Origin of the sequence: Chryseobacterium sp. 22543, assembly GCF_052044565.1 — a bacterium.
GTDB lineage: Bacteria > Bacteroidota > Bacteroidia > Flavobacteriales > Weeksellaceae > Chryseobacterium.
Genome location: NZ_JBQENH010000001.1, coordinates 1 through 23745 on the forward strand (window position 1 = coordinate 1; position 23745 = coordinate 23745).

Below are 23745 nucleotides of genomic sequence, written 5' to 3' on the forward strand. Positions count from 1 at the left end.
TGGGCGGAAATGATGATGCGGGACAAATGAGTGCCTGGTATATTTTAAGTTCATTGTTCCAACTGAAATGTATTATCAGTTAGGAGCCGGAGAATCCAGGCTCTATTTAAATTTCTTCTTAAAACTGAATTTAAGTCTATTCATCAGCCCTGGTTCTATGATGTCAATTCCAATTCCAAAATTGCTGTCTGCAATGGTATGATGGTCTGTTCTGAACTTTTCAAACTCACTTTGCGGAATTTCAAGATTGATCAGAGGGTTGTATTCGATGTATACACTTGCCCCGTTCTTGCTTACTTTTTTACGGCTTTTATAGTCAAAATACGGATTGGCAATGGTGCATTCCTGAACCGTATATTTTTCTTCGGTATCAATCTTCTGATCTGTATAGAGATTAATTTCATACTTTTCGGTATCGAAATTATGCCAGAACGATAAATCTTTATGCATAAAATCTCTTGCACTTGCCTTCACAACATTTCTGTCAAAATACATAAGGAAACGGTTGTTCTGTGGATCTACATAGTAAGGATTCTCAATGATAGCGGTATATTGAATCTTCACTTCATTCAGTCTTTTATCATCACTTATCACATCAATGGCTGCATCTTTGAATACATTCCGTACATCTGTACCATTTCTGTCACTCGAATAATTTAAGCCATAGAAAAGGAAACTGTTCCAGCTGTCTATAATTTCCCTTTTGTTGGTGCTTTTAAAATACCTTCTCATGGCATTGGCCCTGCTTCCTTTGTAAGTTGTTGACAGAGTAAATTTTCCGACAGTCCCCTGTACATTAAAATCTACTTTTTCGTCAATACAGAAATAAGGAAATTGATAAGGTTTTCTTATCTGGAGCTCCTGATCTTTTTTCACTTCCAGATAATGCATAAAATACATGAATCCTCTGTTTTCAATCAGTCCGAATTCATCACGAATCGTAGCATCAATAAAGTATTCCTGATCTTTATAATTCACTTTTACGACAACATGATTGAAGTTTAACAGTGATGGAAGGTAATATTTGATATAATAATCTGTATTGAAATTCACCAGTACAACAGAAGCATCCACTCCAATATAATCAAGGATCACTTTTAATAAAACTGATTTCGCTTTACAGTCTCCCTGCTTATTTTCATAGGTTACGGACGGTGCTTGCGGCTTATGTCCATTCATTTCATCCGCATTGAAGATATAATAGATATGGTTCTGAACATATTCTATAGCAAACTGAAGCTTTTCACCCTGATCGGCAATAGCATCCAGCTTTTCAATCAGGTTCGGCGCAAAATCCTTCAAGGAAGAGCTATTGAAAATCTCCTCATAAAGAGGCACAATATAATTGGAAAGGTCTTTCCAGCTGCTTTCGGTAGCAAAGTCCACATAAGGAAAAATTTCTCTTCCGGAATCTACAGGATTAATATAATTCTGTTCTTCTATCACAAACCTCTCCCCTTTTTTCAGATGCTTCGTTTCCGGTTCCAGAACATCTCCCTGCTCATCTCTGAAAAATGTCTTTTTATAGGCAATCGTCTGCTCACGTTCATTGATAAAAGTAAATTTAAAATTGCCATAGGCCCAGTAATTATCCGGACTTACCCATACATATTTTGAGAATTCCTTTCTTAGGAAATCCCGGTCTGTAAATGCTTTAATCCTTGAATCTTCTAAAATCAGTACATCATACAGCCTGAGATCTTTAATCGTAATATTGATCTTTTTATTACTGCTCAAAACTCCGCCGCTGCTCTGGTTTTCGCTGTCAAGAACTTTAATATTCGTATCCGGAATTTTATCTATCAGTACTCCATCTCTCAAAACACTGATCCTGTGAATCTGATAGACTTCATTTTCCTCCACAATGACATCAGACACAGAAGCTCGTTCCAGATTTCCCGGCTCGTTCAGAGTATAAGCCATGCAGACATATTCACTGTTTTCCGTATTGCTCGTGTAATATTTTTTGTCTAAAAAGTAGCAGTAATCACGGCCTTCATCAATTTGTTTTTTGGCAAATTCGGAGTCTTTGATTCTGTTTTTTATTTCCTCATCTCCAATATTTCCTGCCCACATTTCAGGTTTTTGAATCCTGTAATTTTCAACTTGCATTTGATTTTCCATATTTATTGTAAGAATTATGTTTTGCGGTTAGTGTTTAAGAACTTCAAATTAAATGATTAAAAAAATAAAAAGCAATAGCAGAAGTACTACAAATTCAGGAAAGCCAAGTTCGGCATGGTAATTGCGAAGTATGGGGAAAAATCAAGTTTATGAAAAGTATCGCAACAATTCTAAAAGGGGCAGCACCCGCATTAGCATTATTTGCAATGACGCAATGTACAACCACAGCCAATGCATCCACAGGCGATGAAGCCACCTTCATTGTAGGACCACAAACAGCAGACTGTACCGGCGTAGCTCCTATGAAATGTCTGCAGGTAAAAGAAAATGCTTCCGGAAACTGGACCAATTTCTACAGCAATATTGAAGGATTTACCTATGAACCGGGATATGAATATGTTTTAAAAGTAAAAACTGAAAAAATTGCCAATCCTCCAGCTGACGGATCATCCATAAAATACACCTTGGTAAAGCAGGTTTCTAAAACGAAAAAGAAAGAAATGGCATCCAATGAAAAAACACTTATCGTAGGCCCACAAACCGTAGACTGTTCTGCAGGAGCAGGCCGTATGAAGTGTATGCAGGTAAAAGAAAATGCTTCTGAAAGCTGGACCAATTTCTACAGCAATATTGAAGGATTTACCTATGAACCAGGTTACGAATATGTTTTAAAAGTAAAAACTGAAAAAATAGCAAATCCACCGGCTGACGCTTCTTCCATAAAATACACATTGATAGAACAGGTTTCTAAAACGAAAAAATAATAAAAAAAGCTTCTGAAAATTTCAGAAGCCTTTTTGTTTTATGAAGGAAATGAAGTCTGAAGTTATTTTTGACAATAAAGGAAAATTCTCCAAGGATTCATCTTTTAAGTATTCATACTCTTTTTCCCTATTTTAAAATCCACTCTCTTTTTGAGGTGGATCCGGGTATTTACCTTTAGCTGCCTCACCTACCGTATTTGCAGTAGTCATAGCTACTACAAGATCATTCAACATGCTGCTGGCTGCTGTAGGTGAATTGGGAAGAAGAACCAGGTTGCTTCTGTTACTTGCTCCTATGGAATGCAATGTATCATAATGCTGTGTCACTACGATAAGTGCTGATGCTTCGTGTGAATTGATTTCTACATTATTCAGCATCCTTACAGACTCTTCAAGACCCTTTGCAATTTCTCTTCTTTGGTCTGCAATCCCTTGTCCCTGAAGTTTTTTAGATTCTGCTTCTGCTTTTGCAACGGCTACAATTCGGATTCTTTGTGCTTCGGATTCATATTCTGCAGCAGTTTTTTCTCTTTCCGCCGCATTGATTCTATTCATCGCATGTTTTACCTGTTCATCCGGATCAATATCAGTAACCAAAGCTTTGATAATATCATATCCATAGCTGTTCATAGCCTCCTGAAGCTCACTTTTTACTGCAATCGCCACATCATCTTTTCTTACAAAAACATCATCCAGTTTCAATTTCGGAACTTCTGCTCTTACCACATCAAAAACAAATGAAGTAATTTGATTTTCAGGATTTTCCAAACGATAATAAGCATCTCCAACCTGATTTCTGATCACCTGATACTGAACAGAAATTTTCATTTTGATGAAAACGTTGTCTAATGTTTTAGTATCAATCATTACATCCAGCTGCTGAATTCTCAGGTTCAGTCTTTTCGCAATCTGATCTATGATTGGCAGCTTAAGATGGAGACCGGAATGTTTTACTGCCCGGAACTTTCCAAAACGTTCAATAATCGCTGCGGTCTCCTGCTTAACTACAAAGAACGAAGCGAATAAAATGATTAGCCCGAAGAAAATAACGGGCGCTAAATATATTCCCATAGCTTTTAATTTTTTAATAGGTCGTAATAAATCCTGTTTTGTTAAAACATTTTTATTGGTGTTTGCTTAAATATATGAAAAATAAATCTAAGGTTTAATACAATATCTCCTAATAATCAAGCCCAAGAATGATTGATTATTTTTAAACTAAAATTATCCTGAAAAAAACTTACTTTTGAATATTCATTGCATATCATGGTCAATTCTAAAGAAATATTAAAGGATCACATCTCTAAATTCACTTCTCTTACTGAAGAACAACTTGACTATGTTTTTGAACATTTTAATCTGATTACTTTAAAAAAAGGGCAAAGCCTTATCTCGGAAGGTGATTTCGTAAATCATGAATATTTCGTTCTGGAAGGCTGTCTGAAAGCTTTTTATCTTAATGACAGCATGAAAATGTTTATTCTCCAGTTTGCTATGCCGACCTGGTGGGTGACAGATTTTGATGCACTTTACAGTAAAACCAGGGCTACTATTAACGTAGACTGCATTACGAACGCTACTATTCTTTCTATTTCCAACGAAGACAGGGAAAAAATCTGCAATGAAATTCATGAAGTTGAACATTTTTTCAGATGGAGAACCAACAAAGGATATGTAGCAGCACAAAAACGTCTGCTTTCTTTCATGAATAATGATGCTAAATTCCGGTATGAGGAACTTTTGGCCATGTATCCCCAACTGTACAATCTGGTCCCTAAACACCTGATTGCATCTTATCTTGGAGTAACCAGGGAAACCCTGAGCAGACTTCATCAATAAACAACACCCTTACCTCGTCTATCCTCTCTTCTATTTTGTGAGGTACATCACGTAACTTTTTCTTTCAACCGGCTGAACTTTGTGTCATTAATTAAACCCAAATAAAAATGGACACAAAAAATTTCAAAGTCAATAATGAAAACAGTACGATCGACTGGATCGGAAGAAAAGTAACCGGAGCTCACAACGGAACAATCGGTGTAAAAGATGGAAACTTCAGATTTGAAGATGGAAAACCTGTATCTGGAAAATTTGTCATTGATACCCGTGCTATCAAAATCCTTGATATCAAGGATGCTGAAACCAATGCTCAGTTTGCAGGCCACCTTACCTCTGACGATTTCTTTAATTCTGATCAGTTTCCTGAAGCTCTTTTTGAAATCACTCATGCTGAACCTGGTGATCAGAATCTGTATAACGTAACCGGAGATCTTACCATAAAAGGGATTACTCATTCTATCAACACAAGCCTGCAGATTGTAACAACGGATAATACGGCTGTTTTAGATGCTAAAATTGTAGTCGACAGAACGAAATTCAATATCAAATTCAGATCCTCCAATTTCTTTACCAATCTTGGTGATACGCTGATCTACAACAATTTTGATTTACATATTCATCTTGTTGCAGAAGCTTACTAACAGAACTTAAAGATTATTTAACCTTAAAAATTTACCATCATGCCATTCATAAAAGTAGATGTGCTTCGCGAAGATCTTAACCGCGAAACGAAACAACAATTAATCAGAAAAATAAGTGAAGCTGTAACTTCAGTTTTGAATAAGGATCCTCATTTGACCCATATTGTGATCAACGAAATCGAAGATGATAACTGGGGATATGCCGGAGAACAGGTTTCAGTATTAAAAGAACAAGGATTTTCAACAGAAAAAAAATAAACATAAAATGAAAAAGCAAACGATAATTGTAACAGGAGCCTCTTCAGGGATAGGATTGGAAACAGCCCGTTATTTCTTAGACAGAGGTGATAATGTAATCATCAATTCACAAACAGCATCTAAATTAGAGGAAGTTTACCATGAACTGGGATCCGGAGAAAATCTGGCGATGGTTGCCGGAAATGTATCCGAGAAAACAACAGGAGAAGCCTTGGTAAAAACAGCACTTGAAAGATTTGGATCAATTGACGTTCTGATCAACAATGCGGGAATTTACGAGAACAAACCTTTTCTGGAAGTCACTGAAGACTATCTGGACCGTTTTTTAACAACCAATCTAAAAGGAACATTCTTTACAACACAGGCTGTCATTCCTCAAATGATCAAACAAAAAGACGGTGTTGTGATCAATGTAGGAACTCCATTAGTATATCATGCGATTGCACCGTCTCCTTCTACAGCGCCTATTTCAAGCAAAGGAGCTATTCATGCACTGACTTTGCAGCTGGCTGCAGAGTTTGGAAAAGAAAATATCAGGGTAAATACGGTCGCTCCGGGCTTGATCAGAACACCGATGCATGGTGCAGGTCTTGATAACAATGCCGGAATGCACCTCATCAACCGTATCGGGGAGCCGGAAGAATTAGCTCAGATGATTCATGCGATTGCTAAAAACAAATTAATTTCCGGAGCCATCATCAATGTTGACGGGGGAATGGGTGCCGGACATCATTTATTATGAAACTATCATTAATTATAGCATGGCTGCTCAGTTTTCCATTGAGCGGCCATGCACAAAATGTAAAGAATATGAAAACCAACCCAACACCAGAAACTGAAATAAGAAACGTCATTGAAAATTATTATTTCAAAGGAATTTATGAAGGGAATACAGACCTTCTTAGAAAAGCCTTCTATAAAGGAGCTTTGCTTTTCGGAGATGTAGATGGAGTTCCCTATTTCAAAACTGCGGATCAATATATTGAGGGAGTCGGAAACCGTGTAAGTCCGGAAAAATCCGGAAAAGATTTTAAAGCTGAAATCCTTTCTACTGACATCATTAATTCGATTGCTACAGTGAAATTAAATGTAAGAATGTATGATTTTAATTATTATAATTTCATAACTTTCAATAAGATAGACGGAAAATGGCTCATCGTTAATAAGACATTGACCAATGTACACCCTTAATTCAAGTTTTTTAATTAAAAATCAACAAAATCATGTGGAATAAAAATAGAATTACGGAATTACTGGGTATTGAATATCCTATTCTGCAAGGTCCTTTTGGCGGAGGGCTTTCTACAGTTGAGCTGACAACAGCAGTGAGCAATCTTGGCGGACTAGGCGGATTCGGAGCTTATACTTTGTCACCGCAGGAAATTTATGATATTCACAAAGAAATACTAACGAAAACGGATAAACCCTATAACCTTAATCTTTGGATAAAAGATCACGATATTATTGATGAACAGCATACAAAAGACCAGTATCAAAAGGCCATTGAAATTTTCAAACCTTATTTTGATCTTTTAGACACGGATATTCCTTCACCTCCACTCTCTTTTGAATCAAGATTTCAGAATCAGCTGAGTGTTATTTTTGATATCAAACCTAAAGTTTTCAGCTTTATGTTTGGATTGATGGATGAAAATATCATCGAAGATCTTCATCAGCAGGGAACTGCTATTTTGGGAACTGCAACAACCTTGGATGAAGCTGTTGCTCTGGAAAAAACCGGAGTGGACGTTATTGTGGCTTCCGGCTTTGAAAGTGGCGGCCACAGACCTTCGTTTCTGGATCAGGCGGAACTTTCTACAACTGGAACTTTCGCTTTGATTCAATTAATTAAGGATAAGGTAAAAATTCCTGTAGTTGCAGCGGGAGGTATTGTCAACGGGCGTGGAATTGCCGGAGTTTTCCAACTGGGCGCAGAAGCGGTACAGATCGGAACGGCATTTCTGGCCACTGAAGAATCCGGAGCTTTACCGATACATAAAGAGTTTTTGTTTTCCGATGCAGCAAGATCTACCGCTCTCACCAGAGCATATACCGGAAGATTAGGGCGCGGAATTACCACAAAAATATCCCGGGATGTATTGGCTGCCACTGACAAAACATTACCATTTCCTTTACAGACCCATTTTATGGGCGCACTGAGAAAGGCAGCTTTGGAACAGCAGAAGAATGATCTGGTATTTTTCTGGGCAGGCCAGATTGCCCCGCTTTTAAAGCATAAAAAAGCCTCCACTTTAATGCAGTCATTAATTGAAGAGGCTTCTGAATTATTGAATAAATAGAATTTACACGGTCATTCCGATGTCTATTCCTTTAATTTTTCTATATAAATCGGTAGCATAGTTATCAGTCATTCCTGAAACGAAATCAATTACTCCGAGAACTTTCTGATAATCGGTACCATCATTGTAAATGAATTGCTTTGGAATTAATTTCAAAGCTTTTTCATCATAAGATTTTCTATGGCCTTCCGGTTTCAGAATGGAAGGAATAAAATGATCCAGCAATTCATACATTACATTATATCCTGCATTTTCAATTTCTACAACCGCTTTATGATTATAGATTTTTTCTACGGAGAAACTTGCAATATCCTGCAGTGCTTTATTTTCTTTTTTATAGATATCAAGTAAGCCGTTGCCAAGATTGCCTTCAAGAATCGTTTCAAAGTTATGTTTGTACATCTCAATCGACTTATTGATCAGAGCATTGATTACTTTTGCTCTTAAGTAAGAAATCTGTTCGTTTTCGTTGGAGATAGAACTTAGCTTTGTTTCAATTCTCTGAACATCATTTGTTTCAGATTTTACCAGTTCAAAAAATAAATTTTTACAGTCTGCTGTTGAAACAATTCCCAATCTGTGGGCATCTTCCATATCAATGATGTTGTAGCAGATATCATCAGCAGCTTCTACCAGCCATACAAAAGGATGTCTTTTGAAAATATAAGGTTCTTCACTTTCAGAAATAAGCTGGGTTCCTTTGGCAATTTCAAGGAATATGTCTTTTTCATTCTGGAAAAACCCGAATTTCTTCCTGTGAATGATTCCTTTTTTCTTGGCTACAGCCTCACAAGGATATTTTGCAATACTTGCCAGTGTGGAGAAAGTAAGCTGAACACCTCCCGCATCTTTCCCTTGCTGCTGCTGTGCCAGTACTCTGATCGCATTGGCATTTCCTTCAAAGTTAACCAGATCCGCCCACTCTTTTTCATTGAATTTTGACTTCAGGTCTTTTTCATTCCTTTCAAAATAGCTTGCAATGGCATCTTCTCCAGAATGTCCGAAAGCAGGGTTTCCGACATCATGACATAAACATGCAGCTGCAATTACGTTTCCCAGATTATAGAGATAAAAATTCTTTGAATCTTCAGTCAGTTCATTTTTAAAATCTTCCGCAATAAATTCACCGATAATACTTCCTAAACTTCTTCCTACAGATGATACTTCCAGAGAATGGGTAAGTCTGTTGTGTACAAAAACACTTCCGGGAAGAGGAAAAACCTGCGTTTTATTCTGTAGTCTTCTGAAAGCAGAAGAGAAGATAATTCTGTCGAAATCCCTTTGAAAATCAGTTCGTGAAGCTTTGGTCTGTGGATTGTTTCCTGTACGTTGATTGGTGAAAATCTGGTTTAAATTCATCATTTTTCAAAATTACTCCAAATTTTAATTGTATGGAATAGTATTTAGATTTTTATTAAACAGATCTGTCATTCAAAAAATCTATAATAGTAAACGTTTTTTAGGGATCGGAAAGCTTGAAGAAATATTCTACATTTGATGCAACTAATACAACCGAAGAATACTTACAGTTTTTCTTTATCCAAATTTTAAAATTCTTTTACAATGACGGACAACACATGGCTCAAAAGATGGGACGAAAGGTATAGCAGCGAAGAGTTTGCGTATGGAACAAAACCCAACAATTATCTGAGAGAACAACTTACTCTATTAAAACCAGGTAAAATACTTTTCCCCGCAGAAGGTGAAGGCCGAAATGCTGTTTTTGCGTCAACTCAGGGATGGCAGGTTTCAGCTTTCGATATCAGTGCCAATGGCAGAAACAAAGCGTTACAGCTTGCTGAGCAACAAGGAACTACAATTGATTATCAGGTTGGAGAACTTTCAACTCTGAATTATCAGGAACAACAGTTTGACGCTATTGCTCTGATCTATGCCCATTTTCCGGGAGATATTAAATCTTCCATTCACCAAATGCTGAATCAGTATCTGCGTAAAGGCGGTTTTATTATTTTTGAAGCTTTCAGTAAAAGCCATCTTAAATATATTGCAAAGAACGAAAAGGTAGGCGGGCCAAAGGACATTGAATCCTTATTTTCTATTGAAGAGATTAAAGCTGATTTTCCGGATTATAACATTATTGAATTAGAAGAAACAGAAATTGAGCTCAACGAGGGATTGTTTCATAATGGGACGGGCTCTGTGATTCGTTTTGTAGGACAAAAACTGGTCTAAGGATATTTTAGACAGGTTTGTTTTGGGATAAAGCTTTAGATTTTAAATGGTTATGGAATACTATTTGAATCTTTATCTCAAAATAAACGTATGCCTGAAGGTCCATCCATCATATTAATGAAAGAAAGCCTGCAGCCATTTGCAGGTCAGCAAGTAACAGAAGTTTCAGGAAATGCCAAATTCGAGAAAGAAATTTTCATTGGCCAATCCCTTCTGGAAATCCGCACTTTTGGAAAACAAACTTATCTCGTTTTTGAAAAAGCAGCTATTCGGATTCACTTACTGATGTTTGGCTCTTACAGTGTTAATGAACAGACCAAACCTGATAAAAGTTTGCGTTTAGCATTGTTTTTCTCTACGGGAAGCATCTATTTTTACACCTGTTCTGTAAAGTCTGTAGACCTTGAATTCCTCTCCACAATTGATTGGGAAGCAGATGTAATGAGCGATCAGTGGAATCCTAAGAAAGCTGAAGAAAAATTAAAATCCAATCCGAAAATGATGGTTTGTGATGCATTGATGAATCAGGATATTTTTTCGGGTGTCGGCAATATCATTAAAAACGAAGTGCTTTTCAGAATTGGAGTACAGCCGGAAAGCCTGTTGGGGAATCTTCCAGCCAAAAAAAGGAAAGAACTTATAGCTGAAGCCAGAAATTACAGTTTTGATTTCCTGAAATGGAAAAGAGAATTTGTTTTGAAAAAACACTGGCTCGTTCATACTAAATCTATATGTCCGGTATGTGGACAGAAATTGATCAAAAAACAAACGGGGGTTGGAAAAAGAAGAAGCTTCTATTGTGAAAAAGATCAGAAACTTTATTAGATCAATTAGCTAAAGCTGTTGAAGGGTTTATTTATTTAAAGAGGTCTTTTGTACCATTTAGCTTTTGTCATTCCGACGAAGGAAGAATCTTATTATTGTTCAAAACATAAGATTCTTCACTACATTTTATTACGTTCAGAATGACACCTCCTGCCCTACAGATTTTCACTGATGATGTAGTATCTGAGATTTATATTACCCATTCCTTATCATTCACTACTCATTTTACATTAGTCTGAGTTCAGAAGCCCTCCGGCAAATTTTGTAAAAAACTCGGATCTGTATACTTCTCCAAGAGGAATCTCGGAGTCTTCAATATATATATTATGATTGTCAAATGAATCAATATAATTCATATTGACAATGTAAGATTTGCTTACTCTGATGAAGGTTTCTCCGGATATTTTCTGATGAATTGTTTTTAAATTCATTGCAGTGATAAGCTTTTGCTGCTTTGTATGAATGACTACATAATCCTTAAGCCCTTCTATAAATTTAATATCTGCAAAACTGATTTTATAGAACCTTCGTTCTGCTTTGATGAATAAAAAATCTGCAGTATTGGATTCTACCGTATTTTTTACAGTGTCTTTGGATAAAAGTTCAGTATAAAGTATGGCTTTATCAATTGCTTTTTCCAGCCTTTTGGGATCAACAGGTTTCAGAAGATAATCTACAGCTTCCAATTCATAGCTCCTCAGTGCGTACTGAGAATAGGCTGTTGTAAAGATGATCAGCGATTTTTTGGGAAGCATTTCTGCGAACTCAAGACCTGTCACCATGGGCATTTCTATATCAAGAAAAATAAGATCTACATCAATATCTTTAAGAAAATCGAGTGCAGACGGAGCATTGGAAAATTCGCCAAGGATATCAACATTGGAAGTTTCAGTGATCAGAGATCTCATTTCTGATCTTGCCAAAGGTTCATCATCAACTATAATACAATTCATCAAACGGGAATTTTTAAATTTACAATATATTCTTTTTCACCGGATTCTATCTGCAGGTCAAAAGTGTCGTTATAAAGAAGTTCCAGCCTTCTGGTGATATTGGCAAGCCCAAGTCCACTGCTTTTTTTGTCCGAAACGGTATAACCAGCACTTCTTGAATTCACACATATAAAATGGAGCTGTTTATTCTCAATACTAATTTCTATTTTCACATAAGACTCTCCTCCATTGAGATCCACACTGTGCTTTACAGCATTTTCAACAAAAGTGGTAAACAAATTCGGTGGAATAAATGTGCTGCTGATTATTCTTTTATCAACATCGGTTTGAATATCAAAAGAAAAATGATCACGTCTTATTTTTTCAAGGTTTAAAAAATTGGACAAAAAATCAATTTCTGAAGCCAGTAACGTTTTTTCTTCACTGTTTTCATACAGCTGATATCTGAGAAATTCAGAAAGTTTTACAATCACTACTGAAGCTTTTGCAGGATCTGTTCTGATCAGTGCTTTTACATTATTCAGCATATTAAACAGAAAATGGGGATTGATCTGATTTCTCAGTTCATTCAGTTCCATACTCATAGTAAGGCTGCTTAGCTCATTGATCCTTTTATTATCATTAATCCATTTCTGCAAAAGTTTTATCGTTGTGGTCGTCATAATGATCGGAATACACATTAGAACTCCTTCATAAATTCCTCCCCTTTCACTTTCCTTAAGAATATTTTTCACTCTGAATTCTTCGAAAAACAGTCTGAAACCGTAACCAATAAAATTAAGCCCCGCTACTCCCATCAGAACAAGCAATACAAGATAGGTAACATATTTTGTTTTAAAGAAAAACCGCGGAACCAATACATATATATTTATATAGACCATTGCAATGAGGATCGTATACACAAAGAATAAAACATAGTATTGATATATTCCCGAATACCAATGCCAGAATCTCGCGCTGTACAGCAAAAAGAAAAAGAAAATCAGAAACAGGAGATGTCTTCGGAATCCATACTTCGCTTCCACCAAAAAATCCATTGCAAAGGTTTCTTCAAATTTCTGCGGATTGTATTTCATACGATAGGCTTATTTTATCATTAACAAAAATAGACAATAACGGAATTTACAACTATTTTATTATACGAAACCTCTCTTTTATTATACCAATTATGATGTTCCGGGATTTGGTATAAAATACCGGCCACTTTGTATAAAAACAAATTTACGCTGCTCTTTTCTCTATTCCTTTGTGCTGTAAAATGAACACATATGGAATTAACAGCTTTTCACGAATTGACTCAGGAAATATCATTGGAATGTTTCTTTATGACAGAATCTCAACAGGAAGAAAAAGTAATACAGCTTATTGATTTACACCATTTTATTGAGTGTTTTGAACCGAAAATGAAAATTCTCAGCTACCTCCATCATCCTATTAACATGGTGGAACATAATGGAGATAAAAAAGGAATCCTATTTTGTGACCTGAAACATTCTGCAGTGCCTGACAGCAATGCTTCTGAAGAGTTTAGAAGGAGATACGGGCTTTCGGAACTCTGGTTTGTTTTTGTAGAGGAAACATTTGTACCGGATACATCCGCCTATGCTGATGCGATTATTGAAAACAGTCTGGACATCTTCTATGACAAGATTTTCAGCTTTAATTTCTTTCAATCTATTATTCACCCTTTAAAATAAACTGCCCATGAAAACATTGAGAAGAGTACTTGTGCCACTGGCAATACTCCCTTTAAAGAACATTACGTATGCCCAGAAAAAGGACAGTATTCCTTTGAAGGTACGTGCTTTTTTTGCTGATAAAATTCCGCAGGCCCGGAACTTCAACGTCGAATACACCTTTGTCACGCCATCCTCCTTCTCATCACAGCTCCAAGGTCAGGATCTGCCGGACAATAAAGTAAAAAGCTTTCAGCAGATGAAGGCAGATGCCAATATTTATTTCATCAAAAACAGAAGCTGGCTTTTGAGTACTACACTGAACTACCGCTACACTTCAATCAGTATCGAAAATCCTGTAATTCCGGGAATTGGATCTGAAGAAAACTTTCACTATCATTCGGAAGCGATTAATCTGAGCTATTTTTCAAGGTTATTCAAAAAGACAGCGATATATTCAGCCAGCATTTCTGCTGATGGTAGTGATCAGCATTTTGAACGGATCAGAGGATTGGTAACTGCTTCATTGATTTTAAAAGTAACTCCAAAAACAAAAATGACGCTTGGATTGGCTGGAATTATTGACCCAAGCACCCAGATTCCTGTACTCCCTATCTTCACTTATGAAAACAAATTCAACAACGGATGGGTATTGGATGTTTTGCTTCCGAAAAAAGTATTGATCCGAAAAGATATTTCTTCCGATGGCAGGATTTCTCTGGGAACGGAAATGGATAATACATCGTTTTATACCTACGGCAATAACAACACCTATGAATTCCGGCAGGCTGTTCTTAATTCAGGGGCAATTTATGAGCATAATCTTGGAGGAAACTTTATAGGAACTTTTAAAACAGGACTCAGAACAAATATCAACTCAAGAGCTTTTAATAAACAGGATTCCTTTAATGATTATATATGGAAAGGGAATTATAAACCTTCATTCTATTTCAATGTTGGAATTTCTTATAATCCATTTGAAAGAAAAAGAACAAAATGATGTTGAAAACAATTCCCGTAAATATTTGATTTTGATTTTTACAATATCCGAATAGATCTCCAGAGTTCTCTAATCAAGGATATTAAAAAAAAATTAAAATTTTCTCCTTTCAGCATTTAACCATTATTACAAATTGCAATCAAAACTACAGAAAAACACAAGTTCAGAGATTCTCTTTTATGAAAAATCTTATTACCTCTTATGCAAATGATTTAAGGATTTTATAAGAATAGAATTTAAAAAATAGAAAATGGCAGTACCCAAACAGATATTTCAGACTTTTAAAACTAAAAAACTTCCTTTAATTACGCGATATCACATCTGGAATATGAAAAGGAAAAACCCGGAATACCGCTATTTTTTTTATGATGACCAAGATATAGAGAAATTTATCACCGAAGAATTTCCTCCTGAATATATTGAAAATTATCGTAAACTGGCTATAGGAGCTTCAAAAGCAGATTTCTTCAGATATGCTGTTTTATATAAAAAAGGCGGAATATACCTTGATATAGACAGCGGTATTATAAAACCTTTTAAACAACTCATCCAGGAAGATGATGAAGCTGTAATCAGTGTAGAAAGACACGAAAATCTATATGTTCAATGGGCACTTATTTTCAATAAAAATCATCCTTTTCTAAAGAGAACATTGGAATTGATGATTGATAATATAAAAAACCACCGCTTTCCGCATGATGTACATGCTACTACAGGTCCTACTGTATTCAGTAAAGCAATCAGAGAATCATTAGAGGAAAATCCGGCTATTCCCTTTAGACTATTTCGCGGCATTGAGTTCCGTGGATATTTAAAGTTTAAATATAAACTGGGAAAGTTCTTTTTATACAAATCAAGGTCTCAACATTGGAAACAGATGCAAAAGCGTCAGGAGATTATTTTTTAATGCGTTCCCATTTTTGAAAATACATTAATAACAATCACCCCAATTACAATCAGAGCAATCCCGATAATCGCCGGAAGATCAGGAATCTGCTTGAAAGCGATAACTCCAATCATTGTTATAAAGACAATTCCCACGCCGGACCAGATGGCATAGGTAATCCCTACCGGAATCTGACGAAGCGTGAGACTTAGAAAATAAAAAGCACAGGCATATCCTATGACTGTTATTACGGATGGCCATAGTTTGGAAAATTCCTCAGATTTTTTCAGAAAACTCGTGGCGATGATCTCAAATACAATCGCTAAGGCAAGAAAAATATAACTGCGTCCCATAACTTTATTCTTTGTACAAAAGTAACAAAAGCACTCCGGTAATTCCAAAAAGGAATAATGGGAAAATTCGCTGTTGATCAAGAGACAGCAAATGTTTCTCTTTCTTTAACGCTTTGAAAACTCTTAGTTTTTTTAACCATCAATCCTGCAATTATCTTCTTTCAGGCACTTAATTCATCTTAAGTGCTTTATTTTTAGCTCCATCCAATATTGTAAAGATTTTGAAAAAGTATGCCATTGTACAAACTTATTTTTCCGATATGGCACAAAAAAATATTTCTCCATGTTATGAAATGTGACAGATGACAAAAATTCCGAATCAAAAAATGAGGCTAAAAATAAATTTTCTTAACATGAAAATCATTTTCACGTGAAAAATTCACATTCAACACAAGTGGTTTAAAACAATATTATGCCAAGCATTATTTATTATTTGTTTTATCAACTCCAATATAGAAGTCAAGAAACGGTTAACGTTTTCACATAATTTTACAGAGAGAACAATAAAAGTATTAATAAATTCTCAATAATGCATTAATTTAATGTAAACAAAAATTCACTAATAAACAAACACCAACCCTCGTAATACACTGATATACATCATAAGTATTTACTTTGGCACGTGATTTGAAAGTAGTAATATTGCAATTGAAAGATTGATAAAAAAAAGTCAAATAATTAAAAATAATACAAAATGGTAACTTATATCGGTATCGTAACAGGTTTAGTGGTAATCACTTCATATTTCATGACAGTAAGAAGAGAAAGAAACTAATCTTAAATAAAACAAGCCTATAGAAAATCTATACTAATTATATTGTTTTATGTTTTTAGTCTGAGAGATCGGATTGCTCTTTTACCATCGGGTAAAAGGGCCCAAAAACATAAACAAAAAGATCTTAGTTTCATAACAAATTTTAATATCCAAATGAGAAAAGCCAGTCGCAAGTCTGGCTTTTCTTTTTTATTAAGGAATTCCGCAAAAGTGTAAATTGTTTATTGCCCACAGCTTTCACAAACCTTCACAGATTGTTTGGGGACATTTTTTCGTGTTGCGGTAAAATTGTTTCCTACTATAGATTTCCATTCATCATTTATTATTCATCATTCATTTTACACTGGACCAGACGTTTATTATTATTCAGGATTCTTTTTAACATTCAATAAAGCTTTATCTTTGTTTGTCCAATAATTATTTTATCGTCATCATGAATCTGTACAATCTTATTATCCAGGATAAAGAACAAGTCAACCTTAGCGAAGTATTTCTTGATAAAAACAACAAGGAGCATCTCGTTCAGCTTATCAAGGAACACAACTATATAAAAGAACTGCAGGAATATGGACTTCCGGTTAATAATAAGATTCTGCTTCAGGGAAGTTCAGGATGCGGAAAAACAATGACAGCAAAAGCTGTTGCCAATGCCTTAGGAAAAAACATTATAATCCTTAACCTGAGCAATATTGTCTCCTCACGAATCGGCGAAACTTCTCAGAATATCAAAATGATATTTGATAAAGCTGCAAGGGAAAGAACAGTACTTTTTCTTGACGAACTGGATCAGATCGGAAAAGCAAGAGGCAGTGATGATAAAGATGTAGGGGAAATGAGAAGACTGGTTAATACTTTAATCCAACTCATTGACTATTATCCTGAAAACGCGCTGTTAATTTGTGCTACCAACCATCCTGAAATTATTGATACGGCACTGCTAAGACGTTTCCAGCTAAAGATCAATTATGAAATGCCGTCTCAGGAATTTCTGGATCAGTTTTACGATAGTTTATTGTCTAAATTTCCGGAAAATATGAGGAATATTGAGCGGAAGTATGGAATTTCTTTTGCGGAGACCAAAGATTATGCGTTTACCGTGGTTAAAGGTGCTTTGATAAGAAAGTTGGAAGCAAAAATAGTTGAGAATTGAGATCACTAAATTAATTGCCAAAATTATATGATTCCGTTTTACTAGAAACTAATTTTTTTCTTTATTAAAAAATGTCAATTTAGTAAGTACTGATTAAAACCCATTTTGAATTTGAAAATTTATTAATTTTAAAACACTAGAATCAACACAAATGGACGATAAATTTTTACTCAATCAGCTAACCAAATCATTTTTTAATTTGTTTACCAATACTAATGGAAAAAAGCCAGACTTTGAAAGTATTGATAATATTTGTTTAAATGAAACAATAATAATCAAAAAGGATAAAGATAACGAAGAAGTTTATACCCTTGACAGTTTTATTACTCCAAGAATAAAAATTTTAACAGACGGAACCCTTATCGAATTTGAGGAATATGAAGTAAATGAGGAAACAAAAATAGTTAACAATATTGCCCAACGCTTTTCTAAATACCAAAAGCGTGGATACCTTAATGGTAATTATTTTGAAGGAAGCGGGACTAAATTTTTTCAGTATGTTAAGACTGCAAAAGGTTGGAAAATAAATTCAGTTATTTGGGAAGACGAAAATATTTAGATTAAGACATAAAGGATTTATGAATATAAATGTTGTATTAATTTAAGCGTAAAAACAGTTGAAAGAAATTATTCTATTTCTATTGCTGAAGACTATGCCTTAACTGCCGTTAAAGTGGCTTTAATGAAAAAACTGGAAGCAAAAGAATCCATCTCATCATGAAAGAAGATATCCTGCACAATCTCGCATTGATCAATAACCGAATAAAAAATTCCTGTGAAAAATCCGGAAGGAATATTGATGAAGTGAAGTTATTATTGGCCACTAAAACAGTTTCTGCAGATCATATCAAAATTGCTTTGGAAAACGGACAAGCCTTAATTGCAGAAAACAAAGTACAGGAATTGAAGGAGAAGTATGAGGACTTAAAGAACATCCCCCATGAAAATCACTTTATAGGCCATCTTCAGACCAATAAAATCAAAGATATCCTGAAATATGGTGTTACCTGCGTTCAGTCTCTGGATCGTCTGGAACTTGCTGAAAAGCTTCATCAAAGACTTTTGACTGAAAACAGGACGATGAATGTCTTAATTCAGGTGAATACGTCCAATGAAAAGAGTAAATTCGGAATTGATCCCAGTGAAGCGATTGAACTTACCCGGAAAATTTCTCGCTACTCTACTTTGAAAATAAGAGGCTTGATGACCATTGGTCTTTTTAGTGCAGAAACTGAAAAAGTAAGATCATGCTTTAAAATCCTGAAAAAACTCCAACAGGATATTATCCGTGAAAACATTCTGAATCTGGAGATGAAAGAACTTTCTATGGGAATGAGCGGGGATCTGGAAACCGCCATTGAAGAAGGAGCCACCATTGTACGGGTGGGAACTGCAGTTTTTGGGCCGAGAATCTATCCGGACAGTTACTATTGGGATGAAGATAATAAAAAAGCATAAAATTATATGTTTCCATTTACTTATACTTTTGAGAGAGAAATTATCAAAGACAAAACATCTGATCAGGTTATTTATACAACCCGTGATATATTGCAGAAAAAAAAGGTTCAAAACATTCTTTACGGGCCGAATTTTGTTTCTTTCGATGAAGGTCTTTTCACAGAAAGATCCAATTGGCATTATCTATCTTTAATTGACAATGGGAAATTCATTTATAATGAAAACAACAAAACACTGACTTATGAAGTAAAGCTATGGAAACTAAACCTTTTCTAGCTTATTTTTCTCATTATTACCATGGCTAATTTTAAAGATACCTTCGGTAATCTGTTTCCTTTTTCAGCACTTTTGATCAATCATTTACTTTGCTATTTTGGAAACCGGGGATTGATAAAAAAAATCGTTCATAAAATTAACTATTTGTCCTAATTGTTTATCATTTATTACCAACATTAGTATATAGCCAAAAACCTTACAACAAAAGGCTTTTTACAGTCTACAAATTCGGTATACTTTTTGATGTAAAACTTTCGTAACCAAACAAATACATGTATGACAAAAAAATTACTCTCGGGCTGCCTATTTATAGCAGTATTATTCTTTTATTCATGTGAAAAAGAAAACACACAGATGAAAAGTGGAATTTCAATTGAAACTATTTCAATTATAACCTGCGTTACTATGGGCGTAGCGATTTTGCTTGCCTATAGCATTAAAAGAAGGTAAAGAAATATGACAGAAATAATAGAACACCTCTCAGTTTTGAGAGGTGATTTATTTTAAAATAGTAATTAAATGATTGACATTTCATTAAAATATAATAAATTTCAAAAAATTCCCTTCCGCAACTAATAAACCTATGAAAAAAACACCTCTGGCAGTACTTTTACCTTTGCTCATTTTGAACTGTACTCACAAAAAGAAAATACTCAACAGGCAAAAAAAGAGAACCCAAACCTTAATTACTTGAGATTGCTACGCTTTGCTCGCAATGACAGAAAACAAAAATCCCTCTCATTACTGAAAGGGATTTTTTATAGTTAAAAAACTAAGATTACATATAGGCTTCAATCGGCTCACAAGTACATACTAAGTTTCTGTCTCCGTAAGCTTCATCTACTCTTGATACAGAAGCGAAGAATTTATGGTCTCTTACCCATTCTAATGGATAAGCCGCCTTTTCTCTGCTGTATGGTTTATCCCAAGAATCAGAGATTACCAATTGCTCTGTGTGAGGAGCATTTTTCAATACGTTGTTTGCAGCATCTGCTTCACCGTTAGCAATTTCATCAATTTCTTTTTTGATAGAGATCAATGCTTCAGCGAAACGGTCAATTTCAGATTTGCTTTCAGATTCTGTAGGCTCAATCATCAATGTTCCTGCAACAGGGAAAGAAACAGTAGGAGCATGGAAACCATAATCCATCAATCTCTTCGCCACATCAGCCACTTCAATTCCTAAAGATTTGAATTGACGGAAATCTACGATACATTCGTGAGCTACTCTTCCGTTTTCGTTAGAATATAAGATTGGGAAGTGTTCTGCTAAAATTTCTTTCAGATAGTTAGCATTCATGATTGCGTGACCTGTAGCCTTTTTAAGACCTTCAGTTCCCAGCATCTTGATGTAAGAATAAGAAATATTAAGGATCAATCCTGAACCGTAAGGTGCAGCAGAAATACCCTCAATAGCTTCTTTAGACCCGATTCTGATATTCGCATTAGAAGGAAGGAAAGGAACCAAGTGTTTAGCAACGCAGATTGGACCTACTCCAGGACCTCCACCTCCGTGAGGAATTGCGAAAGTTTTGTGAAGATTAAGGTGGCAAACGTCAGCTCCGATGTTTCCAGGACTTGTAAATCCTACCTGAGCGTTCATGTTGGCACCATCCATATATACTTGTCCTCCGTGTTCGTGGATAAGGTTGGTAATTTCTTTAATGTTAGCATCAAAGAATCCGTAAGTTGAAGGATAAGTGATCATTACAGCAGATAAGTTTGCTGAATGAAGTTCTGTTTTAGCTTTAAGGTCTTCGAAGTCGATTTCACCGTTTTCAAGGTTTTTCACAACTACGATTTTCATTCCTGCCATAGCTGCAGAAGCCGGGTTGGTTCCATGTGCAGACTGAGGGATCAATACTACATTTCTGTGGTGGTCTCCTCTTGAGATATGGTATTCTCTGATTACCATTAATCCTGCATATTCTCCCTGAGCTCCAGAGTTTGGCTGAAGAGAAGTTCCTGCAAAACCTGTGATTTCTGCTAAGTCTTTTTCTAATTCGCGGATCATTTCCTGGTAACCTTCAGCCTGATTTACAGGTACAAATGGGTGAACGGCACCCCAGTTTTCCCATGAAAGCGGTAACATCTGAGTTGCTGCGTTCAGTTTCATTGTACAAGATCCTAAAGAAATCATTGAATGGGTCAATGATAAGTCTTTTCTCTCAAGACGCTTGATGTAACGCATCAATTCTGTTTCCGTATGATATTTGTTGAATACTGATTCCGTAAGAATTTCGTCTTTTCTTAAGTTTTCGTCCGGAATGCTGTATCCTTCTTTTATTTCTAATTTGAAAGTCTGCTTATCTTTAAATTGAGCGAAAGAAGCCATCAGAACATTTAATTTCTCTAATGTTGTGCTTTCGTTGATCGCAATGCTTACCACACCTTCTGTGAAGTAGTTAAGGTTAAGTCTGTGATCCTGCATCAATCTGATTAATCTTCCTTTCTCATCTTCAGGCATCGTCATTTTCACAGTATCAAAGATTGGCTCTTCTACTACCTGATAACCTAATGCTTTAAGACCTCCTTTCAAAGCATTTGCTTTAAAGTGGATCTGATCAGCGATATAGTTTAATCCTTTTGGACCGTGATATACAGCATACATTCCTGCCATTACTGCTAAAAGAACCTGAGCTGTACAGATGTTTGAAGTAGCTTTTTCTCTTTTGATATGCTGCTCTCTTGTCTGTAACGCCATTCTTAATGCACGTCTTCCGTACATATCTTGAGAAACTCCGATGATTCTTCCCGGAATATCTCTTTTATAGTCTTCTTTACAAGCAAAGAAAGCTGCGTGAGGGCCTCCATATCCTAATGGAATACCAAATCTCTGTGTAGTTCCTACCGCACAGTCAGCTCCCATTTCTGACGGAGACTTTAGTTTCACCAAAGCCATCGGATCACAAGCAACAGCTACCTGAAGGTCAAGTTTTTTGTATTCTACGATATCTTCTGTATAATCTAAAACGATTCCGTTTTTACCAGGATACTGTAATAAAACTCCATAATAAGAACCATCAAACTGGTGTGCTTTATGATCTCCTACTACGATTTCGATTTCTAATCCTTCAGCTTTTGTTTTTAATACAGAAACTGTTTGAGGAAGAACAAGGTCAGAAATAAAGAACTTATTAGCTCCTGCTTTTTTCTGATCTTTCGTTCTGTTGTTGAAGAACATATGCATTGCTTCAGCTGCAGCAGTAGATTCGTCCAGCAAAGATGCATTAGCTAATGCAAAACCTGTAAGATCACATACTACAGTCTGGAAATTCAGAAGAGCTTCAAGTCTTCCCTGTGCAATTTCTGCCTGATAAGGAGTATAGGCTGTATACCAGCTAGGGTTTTCAAAAATATTTCTCTGGATTGCTGAAGGCAAAAGTGTATTGTGGTACCCAAATCCGATATAACTCGTATAATCTGTATTTTTAGATGCCAATTCTTTTGAGTGGTTCAACATTTCGTATTCAGAAAGCGGTTCCGAGATCTCAAGATCTTTCTCTAAACGGATAGAAGATGGAATGGTCTGAGAAATTAACTCTTCAATACTAGAAACGCCAAGTTTCTCCAACATCGCCTGTTTATCGGCTTCATTAAGGGAAATGTGACGGCTCACAAACTGTTCTGTATTCATTTTTATTTATTAGATTTTGTTTGTAAAAAGATGTGTAAAATTACAATTTTTTGAATGATTGTACAAGAGCATTTCCGGGGTGATAATTCACAAAAATATTTGTGATTTTTATCACACTCTATTTTAATTAACCTTTTAACAATGTTTATGTAAATCCCAACAAACACACTCCTTATTCTATACATAATATGCAACAAAACAATCAATTCACTTTCAATAAAATACTGACATCATATTTAAAACAATGTGAATTATTTACGAGTTATGTCTTACTGATTAAAGTTATCTTTAGAATATTCTCCAATCATTAGTTTTATTCAAAATGTAAACTTAAACCCAATTAAAGGATAATGTAAGAACTATTCGGGTATAGAATTTAAGCCTGAGACTCTATTAAAAAGCAAGCAATATCTGCTATACATCAGGTTTAAAGAATTTTATGAAATTTTATTAATTATATTTATTCTAAATTAATATATTTGCAGCATGAATATGATTGTCCCATTTAAAGTTCCGCCTTTGGCACCTTACTCATTCAATAACGAAGAGATGTTCTGTGAAAAGAAATCGTGTTGTAAGAAATTCAAGAAAGGGAAAAGATGCAAAAAATGTCCGGGAAGAAAGAAAATGGCATAAA

The 23745-nt window shown here is 35.4% G+C and carries 24 protein-coding genes; 17 read left to right on the forward strand and 7 right to left on the reverse strand.

Features of this window, described 5'->3' with window-relative positions:
• Positions 1 to 102 precede the first annotated feature (102 nt).
• A complete protein-coding gene (locus ACTJIP_RS00005) occupies positions 103 to 2124 on the reverse strand; it encodes a hypothetical protein (RefSeq protein ID WP_428168917.1) in 2022 nt (673 codons plus the stop codon).
• A 149-nt stretch (positions 2125 to 2273) separates the two neighbouring features.
• On the opposite strand from ACTJIP_RS00005, the gene ACTJIP_RS00010 reads away from it, so the two are divergent.
• A complete protein-coding gene (locus ACTJIP_RS00010) occupies positions 2274 to 2888 on the forward strand; it encodes a DUF4377 domain-containing protein (RefSeq protein ID WP_077416556.1) in 615 nt (204 codons plus the stop codon).
• Between the two features lie 132 nt (positions 2889 to 3020).
• Here ACTJIP_RS00010 and ACTJIP_RS00015 read toward each other — a convergent pair whose 3' ends face one another.
• Positions 3021 to 3959 carry an SPFH domain-containing protein gene (locus ACTJIP_RS00015; protein ID WP_077416554.1) on the reverse strand — a complete coding sequence of 313 codons (939 nt, stop codon included), beginning with the start codon at positions 3957 to 3959 and terminating at the stop codon, positions 3021 to 3023.
• 195 nt (positions 3960 to 4154) lie between these two features.
• On the opposite strand from ACTJIP_RS00015, the gene ACTJIP_RS00020 reads away from it, so the two are divergent.
• The 6 genes from ACTJIP_RS00020 (at position 4155) to ACTJIP_RS00045 (ending at position 7926) form a co-directional block, all read left to right on the forward strand.
• On the forward strand, positions 4155 to 4727 hold the full coding sequence (locus ACTJIP_RS00020; protein WP_047385450.1) for a Crp/Fnr family transcriptional regulator: 573 nt from the start codon (positions 4155 to 4157) through the stop codon (positions 4725 to 4727).
• Positions 4728 to 4834: 107 nt separating this feature from the next.
• Positions 4835 to 5368 carry a YceI family protein gene (locus ACTJIP_RS00025; protein WP_440703918.1) on the forward strand — a complete coding sequence of 178 codons (534 nt, stop codon included), beginning with the start codon at positions 4835 to 4837 and terminating at the stop codon, positions 5366 to 5368.
• 39 nt (positions 5369 to 5407) lie between these two features.
• Positions 5408 to 5626, forward strand: coding sequence for a tautomerase family protein (locus ACTJIP_RS00030; protein WP_047377560.1), 219 nt, complete (start codon positions 5408 to 5410; stop codon positions 5624 to 5626).
• Between the two features lie 7 nt (positions 5627 to 5633).
• On the forward strand, positions 5634 to 6368 hold the full coding sequence (locus tag ACTJIP_RS00035) for an SDR family NAD(P)-dependent oxidoreductase (protein ID WP_440703919.1): 735 nt from the start codon (positions 5634 to 5636) through the stop codon (positions 6366 to 6368).
• On the forward strand, positions 6365 to 6817 hold the full coding sequence (locus ACTJIP_RS00040; RefSeq protein WP_077416549.1) for a nuclear transport factor 2 family protein: 453 nt from the start codon (positions 6365 to 6367) through the stop codon (positions 6815 to 6817). Before ACTJIP_RS00035 ends, ACTJIP_RS00040 begins: the two co-directional genes overlap by 4 nt.
• Before the next feature lie 32 nt (positions 6818 to 6849).
• On the forward strand, positions 6850 to 7926 hold the full coding sequence (locus ACTJIP_RS00045; RefSeq protein WP_440703920.1) for an NAD(P)H-dependent flavin oxidoreductase: 1077 nt from the start codon (positions 6850 to 6852) through the stop codon (positions 7924 to 7926).
• Positions 7927 to 7929: 3 nt separating this feature from the next.
• Here the strand turns inward: ACTJIP_RS00045 and ACTJIP_RS00050 are convergent, their stop codons facing one another.
• Positions 7930 to 9285, reverse strand: a complete 1356-nt coding sequence (locus ACTJIP_RS00050; RefSeq protein ID WP_219073244.1) for a deoxyguanosinetriphosphate triphosphohydrolase — start codon at positions 9283 to 9285, stop codon at positions 7930 to 7932.
• A gap of 204 nt (positions 9286 to 9489) precedes the next feature.
• Here ACTJIP_RS00050 and ACTJIP_RS00055 point away from each other — a divergent pair, with 204 nt between their 5' ends.
• Both ACTJIP_RS00055 and ACTJIP_RS00060 read left to right on the forward strand, forming a co-directional pair.
• Entirely contained in the window at positions 9490 to 10119 is a 630-nt protein-coding gene (locus ACTJIP_RS00055; RefSeq protein WP_440703921.1) for a class I SAM-dependent methyltransferase, read from the forward strand.
• Between the two features lie 90 nt (positions 10120 to 10209).
• Complete coding sequence (locus ACTJIP_RS00060; protein ID WP_077416544.1) at positions 10210 to 10944, forward strand: DNA-formamidopyrimidine glycosylase family protein; 735 nt, start codon at positions 10210 to 10212, stop codon at positions 10942 to 10944.
• Positions 10945 to 11174: 230 nt separating this feature from the next.
• On the opposite strand, the gene ACTJIP_RS00065 is transcribed toward ACTJIP_RS00060, so the two are convergent.
• Positions 11175 to 11897, reverse strand: coding sequence for a LytR/AlgR family response regulator transcription factor (locus ACTJIP_RS00065; RefSeq protein WP_180563973.1), 723 nt, complete (start codon positions 11895 to 11897; stop codon positions 11175 to 11177).
• Positions 11897 to 12973 (reverse strand): sensor histidine kinase, encoded by a 1077-nt coding sequence (locus tag ACTJIP_RS00070; RefSeq protein WP_440703922.1) that lies wholly within the window; start codon positions 12971 to 12973, stop codon positions 11897 to 11899. The genes ACTJIP_RS00065 and ACTJIP_RS00070 overlap by 1 nt, the downstream gene beginning before the upstream one ends.
• A gap of 192 nt (positions 12974 to 13165) precedes the next feature.
• Between ACTJIP_RS00070 and ACTJIP_RS00075 the strand changes: the two genes are divergently transcribed.
• The 3 genes from ACTJIP_RS00075 (at position 13166) to ACTJIP_RS00085 (ending at position 15480) form a co-directional block, all read left to right on the forward strand.
• Positions 13166 to 13594 (forward strand): hypothetical protein, encoded by a 429-nt coding sequence (locus ACTJIP_RS00075; protein ID WP_077416538.1) that lies wholly within the window; start codon positions 13166 to 13168, stop codon positions 13592 to 13594.
• Positions 13595 to 13601: 7 nt separating this feature from the next.
• Entirely contained in the window at positions 13602 to 14573 is a 972-nt protein-coding gene (locus ACTJIP_RS00080) for a hypothetical protein (protein ID WP_180563974.1), read from the forward strand.
• A gap of 250 nt (positions 14574 to 14823) precedes the next feature.
• Positions 14824 to 15480, forward strand: a complete 657-nt coding sequence (locus ACTJIP_RS00085) for a glycosyltransferase family 32 protein (RefSeq protein ID WP_077416533.1) — start codon at positions 14824 to 14826, stop codon at positions 15478 to 15480.
• Here the strand turns inward: ACTJIP_RS00085 and ACTJIP_RS00090 are convergent.
• Positions 15477 to 15812: a DMT family transporter gene (locus tag ACTJIP_RS00090; protein ID WP_077416531.1), complete on the reverse strand. Its 336-nt coding sequence runs from the start codon at positions 15810 to 15812 to the stop codon at positions 15477 to 15479. The genes ACTJIP_RS00085 and ACTJIP_RS00090 overlap by 4 nt on opposite strands.
• 1208 nt (positions 15813 to 17020) lie before the next feature.
• On the opposite strand from ACTJIP_RS00090, the gene ACTJIP_RS00095 reads away from it, so the two are divergent.
• The 4 genes from ACTJIP_RS00095 (at position 17021) to ACTJIP_RS00110 (ending at position 19471) form a co-directional block, all read left to right on the forward strand.
• A complete protein-coding gene (locus tag ACTJIP_RS00095) occupies positions 17021 to 17737 on the forward strand; it encodes an AAA family ATPase (RefSeq protein ID WP_440703923.1) in 717 nt (238 codons plus the stop codon).
• Between the two features lie 151 nt (positions 17738 to 17888).
• Positions 17889 to 18296, forward strand: coding sequence for a hypothetical protein (locus ACTJIP_RS00100; protein ID WP_219072860.1), 408 nt, complete (start codon positions 17889 to 17891; stop codon positions 18294 to 18296).
• A 158-nt stretch (positions 18297 to 18454) separates the two neighbouring features.
• Positions 18455 to 19195, forward strand: a complete 741-nt coding sequence (locus ACTJIP_RS00105) for a YggS family pyridoxal phosphate-dependent enzyme (RefSeq protein WP_440703924.1) — start codon at positions 18455 to 18457, stop codon at positions 19193 to 19195.
• Positions 19196 to 19201: 6 nt separating this feature from the next.
• Positions 19202 to 19471 carry a hypothetical protein gene (locus ACTJIP_RS00110; RefSeq protein ID WP_440703925.1) on the forward strand — a complete coding sequence of 90 codons (270 nt, stop codon included), beginning with the start codon at positions 19202 to 19204 and terminating at the stop codon, positions 19469 to 19471.
• 778 nt (positions 19472 to 20249) lie between these two features.
• Here ACTJIP_RS00110 and gcvP read toward each other — a convergent pair.
• Complete coding sequence (gcvP, locus tag ACTJIP_RS00115) at positions 20250 to 23108, reverse strand: aminomethyl-transferring glycine dehydrogenase (protein ID WP_219072862.1); 2859 nt, start codon at positions 23106 to 23108, stop codon at positions 20250 to 20252.
• 486 nt (positions 23109 to 23594) lie between these two features.
• On the opposite strand from gcvP, the gene ACTJIP_RS00120 reads away from it, so the two are divergent.
• Complete coding sequence (locus ACTJIP_RS00120) at positions 23595 to 23744, forward strand: hypothetical protein (protein ID WP_164723264.1); 150 nt, start codon at positions 23595 to 23597, stop codon at positions 23742 to 23744.
• Position 23745: the final 1 nt, after the last annotated feature.

What these genes read in the sequence shown, in the direction of transcription:
- ACTJIP_RS00005 (WP_428168917.1), bottom strand. Translation starts at nt 2,124, where the DNA reads ATGGAAAATCAAATGCAAGTTGAAAATTACAGGATTCAAAAACCTGAA.
- ACTJIP_RS00120 (WP_164723264.1), top strand. Translation starts at nt 23,595, where the DNA reads ATGAATATGATTGTCCCATTTAAAGTTCCGCCTTTGGCACCTTACTCA.
- ACTJIP_RS00105 (WP_440703924.1), top strand. Translation starts at nt 18,455, where the DNA reads ATGAAAGAAGATATCCTGCACAATCTCGCATTGATCAATAACCGAATA.
- ACTJIP_RS00095 (WP_440703923.1), top strand. Translation starts at nt 17,021, where the DNA reads ATGAATCTGTACAATCTTATTATCCAGGATAAAGAACAAGTCAACCTT.
- ACTJIP_RS00045 (WP_440703920.1), top strand. Translation starts at nt 6,850, where the DNA reads ATGTGGAATAAAAATAGAATTACGGAATTACTGGGTATTGAATATCCT.
- gcvP (WP_219072862.1), bottom strand. Translation starts at nt 23,108, where the DNA reads ATGAATACAGAACAGTTTGTGAGCCGTCACATTTCCCTTAATGAAGCC.
- ACTJIP_RS00050 (WP_219073244.1), bottom strand. Translation starts at nt 9,285, where the DNA reads ATGAATTTAAACCAGATTTTCACCAATCAACGTACAGGAAACAATCCA.
- ACTJIP_RS00100 (WP_219072860.1), top strand. Translation starts at nt 17,889, where the DNA reads ATGGACGATAAATTTTTACTCAATCAGCTAACCAAATCATTTTTTAAT.
- ACTJIP_RS00075 (WP_077416538.1), top strand. Translation starts at nt 13,166, where the DNA reads ATGGAATTAACAGCTTTTCACGAATTGACTCAGGAAATATCATTGGAA.
- ACTJIP_RS00060 (WP_077416544.1), top strand. Translation starts at nt 10,210, where the DNA reads ATGCCTGAAGGTCCATCCATCATATTAATGAAAGAAAGCCTGCAGCCA.
- ACTJIP_RS00055 (WP_440703921.1), top strand. Translation starts at nt 9,490, where the DNA reads ATGACGGACAACACATGGCTCAAAAGATGGGACGAAAGGTATAGCAGC.
- ACTJIP_RS00070 (WP_440703922.1), bottom strand. Translation starts at nt 12,973, where the DNA reads ATGAAATACAATCCGCAGAAATTTGAAGAAACCTTTGCAATGGATTTT.
- ACTJIP_RS00030 (WP_047377560.1), top strand. Translation starts at nt 5,408, where the DNA reads ATGCCATTCATAAAAGTAGATGTGCTTCGCGAAGATCTTAACCGCGAA.
- ACTJIP_RS00025 (WP_440703918.1), top strand. Translation starts at nt 4,835, where the DNA reads ATGGACACAAAAAATTTCAAAGTCAATAATGAAAACAGTACGATCGAC.
- ACTJIP_RS00080 (WP_180563974.1), top strand. Translation starts at nt 13,602, where the DNA reads ATGAAAACATTGAGAAGAGTACTTGTGCCACTGGCAATACTCCCTTTA.
- ACTJIP_RS00015 (WP_077416554.1), bottom strand. Translation starts at nt 3,959, where the DNA reads ATGGGAATATATTTAGCGCCCGTTATTTTCTTCGGGCTAATCATTTTA.
- ACTJIP_RS00010 (WP_077416556.1), top strand. Translation starts at nt 2,274, where the DNA reads ATGAAAAGTATCGCAACAATTCTAAAAGGGGCAGCACCCGCATTAGCA.
- ACTJIP_RS00035 (WP_440703919.1), top strand. Translation starts at nt 5,634, where the DNA reads ATGAAAAAGCAAACGATAATTGTAACAGGAGCCTCTTCAGGGATAGGA.
- ACTJIP_RS00090 (WP_077416531.1), bottom strand. Translation starts at nt 15,812, where the DNA reads ATGGGACGCAGTTATATTTTTCTTGCCTTAGCGATTGTATTTGAGATC.
- ACTJIP_RS00110 (WP_440703925.1), top strand. Translation starts at nt 19,202, where the DNA reads ATGTTTCCATTTACTTATACTTTTGAGAGAGAAATTATCAAAGACAAA.
- ACTJIP_RS00040 (WP_077416549.1), top strand. Translation starts at nt 6,365, where the DNA reads ATGAAACTATCATTAATTATAGCATGGCTGCTCAGTTTTCCATTGAGC.
- ACTJIP_RS00085 (WP_077416533.1), top strand. Translation starts at nt 14,824, where the DNA reads ATGGCAGTACCCAAACAGATATTTCAGACTTTTAAAACTAAAAAACTT.
- ACTJIP_RS00020 (WP_047385450.1), top strand. Translation starts at nt 4,155, where the DNA reads ATGGTCAATTCTAAAGAAATATTAAAGGATCACATCTCTAAATTCACT.
- ACTJIP_RS00065 (WP_180563973.1), bottom strand. Translation starts at nt 11,897, where the DNA reads ATGAATTGTATTATAGTTGATGATGAACCTTTGGCAAGATCAGAAATG.